The organism is Paenibacillus rigui (assembly GCF_002234615.1).
Classification (GTDB): Bacteria; Bacillota; Bacilli; order Paenibacillales; family NBRC-103111; genus Paenibacillus_S; species Paenibacillus_S rigui.
Genome location: NZ_NMQW01000002.1, coordinates 477,829 through 490,168, shown reverse-complemented (window position 1 = coordinate 490,168; position 12,340 = coordinate 477,829). Strand labels below are relative to the sequence as shown.

General features: G+C 47.3%; 14 protein-coding genes. 13 read left to right on the top strand and 1 reads right to left on the bottom strand.

The annotated features are described in order from the left end of the window. The first annotated feature begins 115 nt into the window (after positions 1-115). From CF651_RS02835 to CF651_RS02825, 3 genes are all read left to right on the top strand, one after another. The gene (locus CF651_RS02835; protein WP_094013293.1) at positions 116-1,003 is read left to right on the top strand and encodes a c-type cytochrome; all 888 of its coding nucleotides are present in this window, start codon (positions 116-118) and stop codon (positions 1,001-1,003) included. 193 nt (positions 1,004-1,196) lie between these two features. Further along, positions 1,197-1,850 (top strand): DUF1405 domain-containing protein, encoded by a 654-nt coding sequence (locus CF651_RS02830; RefSeq protein WP_245855644.1) that lies wholly within the window; start codon positions 1,197-1,199, stop codon positions 1,848-1,850. Positions 1,851-1,894: 44 nt separating this feature from the next. Continuing rightward, on the top strand, positions 1,895-2,764 hold the full coding sequence (locus CF651_RS02825; RefSeq protein ID WP_245855643.1) for a sporulation protein YpjB: 870 nt from the start codon (positions 1,895-1,897) through the stop codon (positions 2,762-2,764). A gap of 20 nt (positions 2,765-2,784) precedes the next feature. Here the strand turns inward: CF651_RS02825 and CF651_RS02820 are convergent, their stop codons facing one another. Then, complete coding sequence (locus CF651_RS02820; protein ID WP_094013291.1) at positions 2,785-3,657, bottom strand: YitT family protein; 873 nt, start codon at positions 3,655-3,657, stop codon at positions 2,785-2,787. Positions 3,658-3,824: 167 nt separating this feature from the next. On the opposite strand from CF651_RS02820, the gene CF651_RS02815 reads away from it, so the two are divergent. The 10 genes from CF651_RS02815 to panC all read left to right on the top strand — a co-directional run bounded on the left by CF651_RS02815 (position 3,825) and on the right by panC (position 12,332). Beyond that, entirely contained in the window at positions 3,825-4,163 is a 339-nt protein-coding gene (locus CF651_RS02815) for a nucleotide pyrophosphohydrolase (RefSeq protein WP_094013290.1), read from the top strand. A gap of 46 nt (positions 4,164-4,209) precedes the next feature. Beyond that, positions 4,210-4,725, top strand: coding sequence for a tetratricopeptide repeat protein (locus CF651_RS02810; RefSeq protein ID WP_094013289.1), 516 nt, complete (start codon positions 4,210-4,212; stop codon positions 4,723-4,725). Between the two features lie 39 nt (positions 4,726-4,764). Then, positions 4,765-5,568: a 4-hydroxy-tetrahydrodipicolinate reductase gene (gene dapB, locus CF651_RS02805; RefSeq protein WP_094013288.1), complete on the top strand. Its 804-nt coding sequence runs from the start codon at positions 4,765-4,767 to the stop codon at positions 5,566-5,568. Positions 5,569-5,604: 36 nt separating this feature from the next. Continuing rightward, the gene (locus CF651_RS02800; RefSeq protein ID WP_179232667.1) at positions 5,605-6,030 is read left to right on the top strand and encodes a methylglyoxal synthase; all 426 of its coding nucleotides are present in this window, start codon (positions 5,605-5,607) and stop codon (positions 6,028-6,030) included. Then, complete coding sequence (gene bshB1 / locus CF651_RS02795; RefSeq protein ID WP_094013286.1) at positions 6,023-6,721, top strand: bacillithiol biosynthesis deacetylase BshB1; 699 nt, start codon at positions 6,023-6,025, stop codon at positions 6,719-6,721. Before CF651_RS02800 ends, bshB1 begins: the two co-directional genes overlap by 8 nt. Positions 6,722-6,791: 70 nt before the next feature. After that, positions 6,792-7,961, top strand: a complete 1,170-nt coding sequence (gene bshA / locus CF651_RS02790) for an N-acetyl-alpha-D-glucosaminyl L-malate synthase BshA (protein WP_094013285.1) — start codon at positions 6,792-6,794, stop codon at positions 7,959-7,961. A 14-nt stretch (positions 7,962-7,975) separates the two neighbouring features. Continuing rightward, positions 7,976-9,280, top strand: coding sequence for a CCA tRNA nucleotidyltransferase (locus tag CF651_RS02785; RefSeq protein ID WP_094013284.1), 1,305 nt, complete (start codon positions 7,976-7,978; stop codon positions 9,278-9,280). 27 nt (positions 9,281-9,307) lie between these two features. Further along, positions 9,308-10,285, top strand: a complete 978-nt coding sequence (locus tag CF651_RS02780; protein WP_094013283.1) for a biotin--[acetyl-CoA-carboxylase] ligase — start codon at positions 9,308-9,310, stop codon at positions 10,283-10,285. A 282-nt stretch (positions 10,286-10,567) separates the two neighbouring features. Further along, complete coding sequence (gene panB, locus CF651_RS02775) at positions 10,568-11,422, top strand: 3-methyl-2-oxobutanoate hydroxymethyltransferase (protein ID WP_094013525.1); 855 nt, start codon at positions 10,568-10,570, stop codon at positions 11,420-11,422. A 34-nt stretch (positions 11,423-11,456) separates the two neighbouring features. Further along, the gene (gene panC, locus CF651_RS02770; RefSeq protein WP_094013524.1) at positions 11,457-12,332 is read left to right on the top strand and encodes a pantoate--beta-alanine ligase; all 876 of its coding nucleotides are present in this window, start codon (positions 11,457-11,459) and stop codon (positions 12,330-12,332) included. Positions 12,333-12,340: the final 8 nt, after the last annotated feature.

The following is a 12,340-nucleotide window of genomic DNA, read 5'->3' as shown; positions in this document are numbered from 1 at the left end:
AAGTTAGCGTCCGCAGTAAGAAAGGTATTTTTTCTTGCGTGCAGAAAGTCAATGTCCCTTTGCTGTCATGCAGGGGAGCTTTCTGACACTATAAGAAGTAAGGAGGGGCAAATAGGTGGCACACGGTCATAAGTCTGATGAAAAAATCGTTTATGTTGGAGATTCACGCGTTCGTGCTAAATCTTCGCATATTCCCCAGCCGGATTATTCCGCGTTTCCTGGGAAATCTGAAGTATTTATTCCTAACTTTCTATTAAAAGAATGGATGGTTGGGGTTGTAGTACTTGTAGGGATACTCGTACTCGTTGTTTCCGATCCGGCACCTCTTGGTTACCCTGCCGATCCAACGAACACTCAATTTATCCCAATGCCAGACTGGTACTTCTTGTTCATGTACCAATTGCTGAAGTATCCGTATACATCTGATAAATTCGTCGTATTCGGTACGGTTATCGTTCCAGCCATCATGTTCGGTGGATTGATGGTCGCTCCTTTCCTAGATACAGGAAAAGAAAGACGTTTCTACAGACGTCCGATCGCATCACTGCTCATGATCTTGACTTTGGTTGCTTGTACTTACCTGACTGTCGTTTCTTGGACGCACTATGAGAAAGAGCTTGAGGAGAAGAACATTATCCCTGAGCATATCAAGCGCGAAGAAGAGCTTCATGCTGGTAAAGGCAGTGGCGGAGAAGGCGGCGGAGCAGCTAAGAAGCCTGCTGCAGCAGCTGCAATTGTTGCTGCGGATGATCCGGCTGCAGAAATTTACAAAAAAGCGACTTGCGTTTCCTGCCACGGTGGAGAGCTGAAAGGTATGCCGTCTTCCGGTATTCCAGCGCTACGCGGCGTAGGCGATAAGCACAACAAGGATGAAATAATGAACATCATTAAGAAAGGCCAAGGCAACATGGCTGCTCAATATGATGACAATATCAAAAAAGGCTTAACGGATGCGGACATTACCAAGCTCGCGGAATGGTTAGCCAAACAGAAAAAAGAGTAGTCTGACTTACAGGACCTGACCGTACTAACGGTCAGGTCTTTTCTCACCACAATACAATTTATAAGCTTCCAAGGTCGTCGGATGTAAAAATTGTATTTGGCGATAAAACCAACCATAGAACGCGGTCGCTCATCTTGAAAGCCTCAGTGGAGGTTTTTTCAATAAACGTACGAAGGGAGCATACTTGCTGAGGATGTCATTACGATACTATGTTTCAAAAGCTTTTTTATCGAGCAGGTTCATGCTCTGGAGTATGTTCTGGGTAAACTTTTTAGGTACGATTTACGGTTATATCTGGTATGGCAAGCAGTTGGAATTTACCGCCCAAAAGCTATCTTTTGCTTATTTGCCATTTGTACCCGACAGTCCGACCGCGAGTCTATTTTTCATAGGCACCTTGGTTTATTTGCTTGTCGATTCGTATAAAGGTACTCAAAATCCCAAAACGAGCTGGTTTAGAGGCTTTGTTGAAGTCTTTGGGGTTATCACTTCATTTAAGTACGGAATTTGGGCTGTTTCAATGATTTGGGCTGCTGCCTATCAAGGAGACGGCGTGAGTTGGCAGGATTGGATGCTTACGATATCCCATCTGGGGATGGCTGCAGAAGCTATTTTGTATGTTTCTCTTTATACATATCGAAAAGGGGCTATTCTGGCTGTAGCGAGTTGGGCATTTGCTAACGATTATATGGATTACGGGGTTGGCGTCTTCCCTTGGCTTCCTAAATCGTTGTGGGACGAGCTGCCCGGCGTTGCTGCTTTTACGATCGCGTTAAGTATTATCAGCATTATTGTCTCGATTCTTTTAATGAAAGCACGGATAAATCTGCAAAAGCAACAGGTCTAAATACGGACATCCTTCCATAAATTTATTCATAGGAGGGATGTCCGATGTTGTTAAGAGGTGCTTGGAGAGGTACAAGCCTAATCATGGCAATCCTGTTAGGCACACAGCTTTTGATTGGCTGCAGCCAGCGAGAAAGCTCTTCGTCCAAGAGCAATGAGACGCTGCCGAGTCCCGAACAGGTACAACGGGTGGAGCTGCTGAATCAAACCGCTGATGACATGTATAACAAAGTGATGCAGGGAGATATTACGGGCGGTCGAATGGTTTTACAGCAATTAGGGGATCAGGTAACTCAAATTCAGTATTATGGTATTGCCTCGGTGGAGGGGATGAATGCTTTAGCGGAAACCGTAACGCAGGCCAAGAGGGCTTTTAACGCGGCAAAGTACTCACCGGATGAGGGACAAGTCTATGTGGCCAAAATTCGGCTTGCGACCGATGCCTTAACGCATACGAATCAACCGATGTGGCTGCAATATTATAAGCTCTTGATCGAGGATGTAAACGGCATTGAACGAAGTGCAGTAGATAAACAAAAGCAAGGACTGACACAGTTCATCAATCAATTAGCACAGCATTATGCTGTTATTCATCCCAGTCTGCTTATCAGCAGAAATCCTGGTGACGTGGAGCAGGCTGATTCTTTAATGGTATTCCTATCTAACCAGCTGCGTTCGGACCAGGATCCGTATAGTCCGGTAACAAGTGTCATTACTCCTTTGCGTCAAATTATTGACAAGCTGTTTTTGAAAAAGGATGCGGCTGCCTATTTACCAATTGTAGATCAACAAAATCCGATTTATTGGACTCTGGTACTGGGTTCCTTTATACTAGCTGCTCTCGCATTTGCGGGTTGGAGACTTTCGCGAAAAGATAACGGGCTCGTCCCGGTTCGTAAAAAAGATGAAGCCTAGAACCCTGCTTCGGACATAGATTATTCAGGCTTAAAGCCTTCTCCCAATACGTCTTGAACCTCGTTAATGATAATGAACGCCCGAGGATCGACGGAACGGACAAGATCTTTAAGCTTTTTCATTTCCTGGCGCGCCACGACGCAGTAGAGAACTTTTTTCTGTTCCTTGGAATAAGCACCGATGGCAGGCATGAGGGTTGCACTGCGATCCATTTGTTTCGTAATTTGAGAGGCCAGTTCTTCGGCATGATCTGAGATTACTGTAAAGGCCCTTGCAGCATATGCTCCTTCAATAATAACGTCAATCACCTTTGTCGTGATAAAGACTACAACGAAGGTGTATAAGATCTTTTCCTTGTCAATAAAAAAAAGTGACGATCCAATAACCGTCGCATCGAACCAAAGAATAACCTGTCCCATACTCCAGCCTCTTGCTTTTTGTACGATACGGGCAACGATATCCCCTCCTCCTGTCGTGCCGCCGTAACGAAATACAAGCCCGAGCCCAACCCCCAAGGTTAAACCGGCGTAAGCTGTCACCAAGAAGTAATCCTTATTCGTTCGAAACGGCTCAAGCCATTGGTGATGAATAAGCCATTCCATAATCCATAAAAAAAACGACAAGGCCAAGGTACCGAAAATCGTATAGGCCATAGATTCTTTTCCTAAATGCCTCCAGCCCAAGTAAAATAGAGGGATATTAATAAGCAAAGTGGATAAAGATGGTGGGAGATGGAAGATGTAATTTAAAAGCAGTGCAATGCCAGTGACCCCACCCTCCATCAACTCGTTAGAGATGATAAAATAGTGTAAGCCGAATGCATAAATGGCGGTTCCTAGCAGAATGGGGGGAAGGTTCCGCAGCTTGTCCCTTGTCCATACGTCGGTTTTCATAGTAGCATTCTCCTCAAAAAGCATCTCATTGTAACGGCTGTTGCAGAAGCCGGGAGTGTGCATTTTTTGTAGTATGCGTCATTTCAGGCAAAAAAAATTTGTCATGTCTGCCTGTTTTGCGATAACATGGTATTCAGACGGTACATTTCAATAAAGGATTGATGTCTATGGCAGAACGCTCGCTTAAAGAGCTTCAACAAGAAGTGGATCAATACATATCTCAGTTTAAGGAAGGGTACTTTCAGCCCTTGTCCATGCTGGCCCGCATGTCTGAAGAAGTCGGGGAACTGGCCCGGGAAGTGAATCACCGCTTTGGCGAGAAGCCCAAAAAACCTACTGAGGCCGATAACTCGATTGAGCTAGAGCTAGGTGACATTTTATTCATAACCATTTGCTTCGCTAATTCCCTTGGGATCGATTTAACAGAGGCACATGATAAGATTATGCATAAGTTTAACACCCGAGATGCGAATCGTTGGACAAAATTGAACACCGAAAGCGAGTAAAAATCATATGCTGTACCATCACCCTTTTACAAAGGAGGATGGGCAGATGGATGGAGAAGGGCTTATCAAGAAGGCGTATGAAGCCATATTGAACAATGATTTTGAGCAGGCGATTGAATGGTTCGAGCGCGCAATTGCGATGAACCCGGATAATGCCACCTTCCATTACAAGCTTTCGATTACTTATTCCAGAAGCAATAAGCTTCATAAAGCGATTCATCATGCAACTCAAGCGATGAAGCTGGATCCTGAAGAGGACCATTATATATTTCACCTGCAGCATCTGCAAGCAAGGCAAACGATCCGGCAGGCGGAGAAATATTTCAACGGGTCCGAAGAGCAGTTGTGGATGGCCGTGGCTTTATTGAAGCAGGCGATTATGCTCGATTCATTGTCCTGGGAAGCCTACCTTATGCTCGGTCTTGCCTACTCCCGGTTAAAGGAGTATAGTCAAGCCATCCAGGCGATACGGGAGCTGTTGAAGCTGGACCCTGAGCATGAGATTGGCAGGCAGCTGCTTGATGAATACCAGCTTAAGCTGAAGCAATTATTGCGGTCATGATCCATTTATATTAGCAGGTAATGAAAGGAACGATAAGGTATGAGTCGAATTCGTGTAGCAGTAGCAGGAGCAAGTGGCCGAATGGGCCGAGAAGTAGTAAAGATGGTACTTGGAGACCCGGAGTTGGAGCTAGCTGCAGCTGTAAGCCGATCCGCAGACCTCACGATTGACGCGGGTCGGCTTGTTGGGCTGGAGGCTTGCGGAGTTCAAATGAGCAGCGATCTTGAGCTGGCGCTTGTAGAAGGCAAGCCTGACGTGCTGGTAGACTTTACAACTCCCCATTCCGTCGTAAGCAATACGGCCCTGGCCATTAAACATAAGGTTCGTCCGGTTATCGGAACGACGGGGTTCACACCGGAGGACATCGAGAACTGGGACAAGCAATGCAAAGAGCTCGGGATCGGAGGCATCATTGCTCCCAATTTTTCCATTGGTGCTATTCTTATGATGAAATTTGCGGCTCAAGCGGCAAAATATTTCCCGCATCTTGAGATTATCGAATATCACGGTGACCAGAAGCTGGACGCTCCTTCAGGCACCTCGATCAAAACCGCGGAGCTTATTTCTGAAACAAGACAGGAGCTGCGTCAAGGTAATCCGAAAGAGGAAGAAACGATCGAAGGTGCACGCGGCGGTTTGTACGACGGCTTCAGAATACATAGCGTTCGTTTACCGGGCATTTTTGCTCAACAGGAAGTTATCTTTGGCGCCTTTGGTCAAACCTTAAAAATACGTCATGACTCGTACGACCGTGCAGGTTATATGCCTGGAGTCAATGTCGCTATCAAAAAAGCGATGGAGCTAAAAGGAATTGTTTACGGCTTTGAGCATTTTATAGATTAAATCAAGTGAAAATATAAGGGGTTCTGTACAATGTCTATGAAAATCGCATTGATTGCACACGATAGAAAAAAAGATGAGATGGTAAACTTCGTAATTGCCTATGAGCCCGTGTTCCAGCATCACGAATTGTTTGCAACAGGTACAACAGGGACAAGGATCATGGAAAATACGAAACTGCAGGTTCATCGCTTCATGTCAGGTCCGCTAGGCGGCGATCAGCAGATCGGAGCCATGGTAGCTACCAATGAGATGGATTTTATTATATTCCTGAGAGATCCGTTAATGGCGCAGCCTCACGAGCCGGATATTATTGCCCTGCTTCGTTTGTGTGATGTGCAGGGGATTCCTGTAGCTACCAACATCGCAACCGCGGAAATTCTGGTGAAGGCTCTGGATCGCGGAGACTTCGCATGGCGGGAGCTAGTCCATAAATATAAACCGGGGTTGGATGACAATGAGTAACTCACTGGACATTCTTATTTTCGGTGCGCATCCTGATGATGCGGAAATAGGTATGGGAGGCACGATAGTCAAGCACACCTCCCAAGGTTATCGTGTCGGGATATGCGACTTGACGTATGCAGAGATGTCTTCTAACGGTACGGTAGAAACCCGTCAGGAAGAAGCAGCCAAGGCTTCGGACGTGTTAGGCTTGGCTCTTCGGTCTAACCTGGGTTTACCAGACCGCGGCTTATGGATAGGACCTGAGCCTATAGCTTCTATTACCCGAGAAATTCGGAAGCATAAGCCGAGGATAATCTTTGCGCCTTACTGGGAGGATCGTCACCCTGACCATATTGCATGCAGCAAGCTGGTTCAAGAAGCGGTGTTTAATGCAAAGCTTCGCAAGTACGAACCGGATACCGAGGCGCACAACGTCGAGCAGACCTATTTTTATTTTATTAATGATGTCGTTGAGGCGGACCTTTTGGTCGATATATCGGATGTTCATCAGCAGAAGATGGACGCTTTGAAAGCTTATCGAACGCAATTCGAAAGTGCCGCTGCCGGCAACAATTATGTAGCGACTCCGTTAAACCAAGGTTATCTGGAAAGGGTGGAAGCCAAGGACCGGATGCTTGGACAAAAAAGAATGGTTCCTTATGCAGAGGGCTTTATAAGCAAGCTGCCGTATTTGGTCCATTTATTTTAAATTCGCAGGATGCCGCAGGCAAATTATCCTTGAGTAATTGGAATATACTATGGGCAAGGGAGGGAGCCGTATGAAGGAACGGTTGAAAATCGGCATTACCTGTTATCCTACCCTGGGTGGTTCAGGTGTAGTGGCAACCGAGCTCGGCAAGCTGCTTGCCGAAAAAGGACACGAGGTCCATTTTATAACTCATAGCATGCCTTTCCGACTGGGGAAATTCGATAAAAACATATTTTACCATGAAGTGGAAGTCAACGATTATTACGTGTTTAAATATCCTCCTTATGATCTGTCATTGGCCAGCAAATTGGCACAGGTAGCTCAGCTTGAAGAGCTGGATCTGCTGCACGTTCATTATGCTATCCCTCATGCCGTATGCGCACTGCTGGCCAAACAAATGGTCGGAGATAAATTGAAAGTGGTTACCACGCTGCACGGAACCGATATTACGGTATTGGCGCAGGACGAGTCGCTTAGCGACCTGATTCGTTATGCAATTAACCAAAGCGATGCCGTGACCGCCGTGTCCGATGATTTGATTCATGAAACACGGAGATTGCTGGATATCACTAAGCCGATTGATTTGGCGTACAACTTTGTAGATAAAAGAGTGTATTACCCTCGCGAGGTGCAGGCTCTTCGAAAAGAGTTCGCCCATCCGGATGAGAAAATTCTTATACATATATCCAATTTCCGGCCTGTGAAAAGGGTTACCGATGTCGTCGAAATATTTGACAGGGTGAGCCGCGATATTCCTTCAAGACTATTGTTTGTGGGAGAAGGTCCGGAGCTGTCCAAAGTGTTGTGTAAAGTAAAAGAATTAGGATTGCTCGACCGGGTGACGTTTTGCGGCAAACAGGACGATGTGGCCCAGCTGTTATCTTTATCGGATGTTATGCTGCTGCCATCAGAGAAGGAAAGCTTCGGTCTTGTCGCGCTAGAGGCAATGGCTTGCGGTGTTCCGACGATTGCGTCCAATGCAGGTGGGATTCCTGAATTGATAACGCATGGAGAAAGCGGTTTTTTGGCTGAGATCGGTGATGTGGAAATGATGGCAGAATACGCTAGAAAGCTGCTGTCGGATCAGGATGTATACGAAAAGATGAAAGCGGCCTGTTTGCATCGGGCTCGTTTTACATTCTGCAATGATGCAATTACACGACAATACGAACAAATTTATTACCGGGTGCTGGAACGGCCGATGCCTGAAGAGCTGAAGCTGAAGCCACTCAACTGTTAAGGCGGGAGGAAGGCATGAAGGAACCGTTGGAAAACGGAGCGGTAAAGGTGCTCCACGCGCTGCAGCAGCAAGGCTATGAGGCTTATTTGGTCGGCGGTTGTGTTCGCGATAAAATGCTTCAGCGGCCGGTGAAGGATTATGACATCGCTACTTCTGCACGTCCTGAACAAGTTCAGAAGACCTTTAGCCGTACGATTCCCACGGGACTGCAGCACGGGACGGTTACCGTCATCGTAGACGGGTTTACTTACGAGGTAACGACGTTCCGCAAAGAGGAAGGCTACGAGCAGTACCGCAGACCTTCAGAAGTGCACTATATTGACAGCTTGCTGGAGGATTTGCGCCGCCGTGATTTTACAATGAATGCAATGGCATTGGACGCGGACGGCTTGCTGATGGATCCGTTCCACGGGATGGAGGATCTGCGTCTGGGGGTTCTTCGTTGTGTCGGTGTACCGGATGAACGATTTGAAGAGGATGCATTGCGAATGCTTCGCTGCATCCGTTTCGCTTCCGAATACGGCTTGCAAATTGAGGAACAGACATGGGCTTCCCTATGCAGTCACGCGCCTTTGTTAAAGCATATTGCCATGGAACGGGTGCGGATGGAACTCGAACGTATGATAGGTGGGGCAGCGCCGCACCGGGCGATTTGCCTTTTGATTGAAAGTGGGCTTTTACAGCAATCCAAAGAGCCTTTAAGACTTGCACAGCTGACACATGAAAAGGCGACGACTGCAGATCTGAATCCTTTAATGAAAATAGCTGCTCCTGCTGCCCGCTGGGCAGCTATTTATTTAACGATTGCCGGCGATGCTGACAGTGTAGAGGAAGATTTGAAGCGGCTGACCTTTTCCAAGCAGCAGATCAAAGATATCGTATGGATTGTGGCTGCAAGCATTTATATAGTAGAACAGGCCGTAATATATAATAAGGGTGCAGATGAGAACTGTGACAGCCTGGAGCGTTCATGGAAGCTTGCTGCTCTGCAATACGGTACGAAGTCGATGTGGGAATTGCACAGCCTAATTTGTTTGGATAGTGCAGCAGCGCTGCTTCCGTCTTTTCCAAGCGGATTACTTGAGTCTTTGGCTGCCAACGGAGCTGACTGGCTTGAAGAACTGCAGATCACATCGCTTTCCGAGCTGCAATTGTCCGGCAAGGATTTACTTATTCATTTGAATCGTAAGGGCGGACCCTGGATGAGTGCTGTTCTGCAGCACTTGCTTGAACAAACGGCGCTGGGACATATTGAGAATCAAACGGAACCACTTCTTGAGGAAGCCAAACGATGGGTTCTATATAATGAACCCGCGTAAAATTTGCAGGAAAGCGGTACATGCACAATGGATGAACAATTGCTTCAAATATTTGAAGAAAATACGGACAAGTTTCTCTCAGGCGAGCAATTAAGCGTGAAATTAGGCTGCAGTCGAACTGCGATATGGAAGCACATTGAGCGTCTTCGACAGGAAGGCTATGTATTTGAAGCGGTTTCCCGCAAAGGGTATCGTATGATATCCAAGCCGGAAAAGCTGGATATTCCGAATATTTCATCGCGGCTTACGACGGAGACCTTCGGCCGCCATATTCGCTATTTTGACGAGGTGGATTCAACGAATAATACGGCGAATGCACTGGTTAAAGAAGGTGGAGTGGAGGGGACACTCATCATTGCAGAAAAGCAGACGGCCGGACGTGGAAGAATGGGCCGCCAATGGCATTCCCCGAAAGGGAAGGGCCTTTGGATGAGTTTGATTTTAAAGCCGCGTATTCCACTGCACTTTACACCGCATCTTACTTTGCTGGTCGCCGTGGCGCTTTGCCGAACCATACGCCAGCTCACTCAATTGCCGGCAGGAATCAAATGGCCGAACGACCTTCTCATCGATGGGAAGAAAATCAGCGGCATTCTTCTCGAATCCAGCGCGGAGGAAGAGAAGCTGCATCACGTCATCGCCGGCGTGGGCATTAGTGTTAATCTGCAAGCAGAGGATTACCCTGAGGAGATCAGAGGAATAGCTACCTCCTTAGCCATTGAAGCGGGGAAGGAAGTCAATCGATCGGAGCTGCTTGTACACTTTTTACAGGAGCTGGAGTCGTTGTACAAAGTTTATCATGAACAAGGCTTTGCTCCCATCAAACTGCTCTGGGAGGCGCTCAGTGTTTCATTGAACAAAGCAGTTCGGACCCAGTCCCCCCAAGGCTTAAAGGAAGGCTTCGCTGTGGGTATAGACGATTCCGGGGCGTTGATTGTCCGGCAGGAGGACGGGTCACTAACCAAATGGTACTCCGGTAACATTGAGTTTGGCGCCTCCAGCTAAATTGATATTTGATGTCTTCCCCCTAGATGAAAAGTTTGGTATAATGAAAATCGAGGCGATATCTGACAAGAATCGTACTCCCATTGTAGATCTAGAATGTAACGTTTCCAACTGAACTGAATATCCCAATTGGAATATGTCGGATTCTGCTCTGAGCCTAACGGACCGAGACAGAAGGATCATATGATGGATTTAACATGTGAACCTTTTAGCTTTCGTGGGCTAAAAGGTTTTTTTGTCTATACTAAGGCTAACCATAATTTATTGAAAGCAGGTGTTGCTATGCAAGCAAGAAAACCGGCCACGACCTCGAAGCTGAAAAAAATGAAACAGGACGGAACACCGATTACGGTAATGACGGCTTATGATTACCCTTCTGCGATGCTTTCGGAGGAAGCGGGCGTGGATGTCATTCTCGTCGGCGACTCGCTGGGCAATGTGGTACTCGGATACGATTCAACCATCCCTGTAACCATTGAAGATATGATTTATCATACCCGCTCTGTCGTACGCGGCGCTCCCTCTACCTTCGTCGTTACGGATATGCCGTTTATGACCTATCATGGCAGCCTGGATTTGACCTTGCGCAATGCGGCAAGAATTATGCAGGAAGGCTTGGCCAAAGCTGTTAAGCTGGAGGGCGGGCAAGAAATTTGTGCCGCGGTCGAGGCCTGTACCCAGGCGGGCATTCCGGTCATGGGCCATATCGGTTTGACTCCGCAATCGATTCACCAAATCGGGGGCTTCAAAATTCAAGGGAAAAATTCGGAGCAGGCACAAAAGCTTCTCGACGACGCTTTGGCACTGGAGAAAGCAGGTGCGTTCGCTATCGTACTGGAGCTGGTAACGGAGCAGCTGGCTCAGCATATTTCGGAAGCCTTGTCGATTCCTACGATCGGCATTGGTGCCGGACCACAATGTGATGGTCAGGTGTTAGTGTTCCATGACGCTTTAGGCTACGGCTCCAATATTGCACCTAAACGATTTGTCAAAACGTATGCCGACATTGGAGCTCAGATTCGAGAAGGCTTGAAGCAGTACGTGGATGAAGTAAAGGGACGTTCGTTCCCTCTGCCGGAGCATTCGTTCCGGATGGAGGAAGACGTAGCTGATTTTTTATACGGAAGTAAAAAATAATCATTTATGCAAAGGGGAGCGAGAGTCCATGCCAATGGTACATCAGCTGCAAGTCATCCGTCATATTCAACAGCTTCGAGCTGCTATTCGTCAAGCCAGAGCAAAAGACAGCACGTTACGGGTCGGTTTTGTACCGACGATGGGGTATTTGCATGAGGGTCATGCAAGTCTGCTTCGAGCAGCCCGCCAGCAGTGTGATTTGGTTGTATTGAGTATCTTCGTCAATCCGCTGCAGTTCGGACCGAACGAGGATTTATCGAGATACCCTAGAGACGAACAACGCGATCTTGCCCTTGCCGAGGCGGAGAAGGCGGATATCGTGTTTTTGCCTTCCGTGGAGGAAATGTATCCTACCCCTACTCAAACCGTCGTGAGTGTTTCTGGTGTGACGGAGCGGTTGTGCGGGGAATCCCGTCCGGGTCATTTTGACGGGGTAGCTACGGTTGTAAGCAAGCTGTTCCATATGGTACAGCCGGATGCAGCCTATTTCGGTCAAAAGGATGCGCAGCAAGTAGCGGTTATCCAACAAATGGTGCAGGACCTGAATATTCCGGTACAAATTGTCCCCTGTCCTATCGTGAGAGAAGCGGACGGACTTGCGTTAAGCTCACGAAATGTGTACTTGGAGCCTGAGCAGCGGCGCCAGGCATTAGTGCTATCTTCATCATTGAAATTGGCTGAGTCACTTGTAGCAGAATCTAAAGGAGCCATTGACGTGTCGGAGCTGCATAAGGCCATAATAGAGCACATTCGGCAGTCGCCTTTGGCAGAGATCGATTATGTTGAGATTGTCGCTTATCCGACGCTCCAGCCCGTAGCAAGACTTCGTGATGCTTCATCTGTCCTTATTGCTCTGGCGGTCAAATTCGGAAAAACCAGGCTGATTGATAACACACTCATTTCATTTTAAATTCAAGG

Bases quoted from the DNA above. Each gene is read 5' to 3' on its own strand.
- CF651_RS02830 (WP_245855644.1), top strand. From the start codon at position 1,197: ATGTCATTACGATACTATGTTTCAAAAGCTTTTTTATCGAGCAGGTTC.
- CF651_RS02825 (WP_245855643.1), top strand. From the start codon at position 1,895: ATGTTGTTAAGAGGTGCTTGGAGAGGTACAAGCCTAATCATGGCAATC.
- CF651_RS02820 (WP_094013291.1), bottom strand. From the start codon at position 3,657: ATGAAAACCGACGTATGGACAAGGGACAAGCTGCGGAACCTTCCCCCC.
- CF651_RS02815 (WP_094013290.1), top strand. From the start codon at position 3,825: ATGGCAGAACGCTCGCTTAAAGAGCTTCAACAAGAAGTGGATCAATAC.
- CF651_RS02810 (WP_094013289.1), top strand. From the start codon at position 4,210: ATGGATGGAGAAGGGCTTATCAAGAAGGCGTATGAAGCCATATTGAAC.
- dapB (WP_094013288.1), top strand. From the start codon at position 4,765: ATGAGTCGAATTCGTGTAGCAGTAGCAGGAGCAAGTGGCCGAATGGGC.
- CF651_RS02800 (WP_179232667.1), top strand. From the start codon at position 5,605: ATGAAAATCGCATTGATTGCACACGATAGAAAAAAAGATGAGATGGTA.
- bshB1 (WP_094013286.1), top strand. From the start codon at position 6,023: ATGAGTAACTCACTGGACATTCTTATTTTCGGTGCGCATCCTGATGAT.
- bshA (WP_094013285.1), top strand. From the start codon at position 6,792: ATGAAGGAACGGTTGAAAATCGGCATTACCTGTTATCCTACCCTGGGT.
- CF651_RS02785 (WP_094013284.1), top strand. From the start codon at position 7,976: ATGAAGGAACCGTTGGAAAACGGAGCGGTAAAGGTGCTCCACGCGCTG.
- CF651_RS02780 (WP_094013283.1), top strand. From the start codon at position 9,308: ATGGATGAACAATTGCTTCAAATATTTGAAGAAAATACGGACAAGTTT.
- panB (WP_094013525.1), top strand. From the start codon at position 10,568: ATGCAAGCAAGAAAACCGGCCACGACCTCGAAGCTGAAAAAAATGAAA.
- panC (WP_094013524.1), top strand. From the start codon at position 11,457: ATGGTACATCAGCTGCAAGTCATCCGTCATATTCAACAGCTTCGAGCT.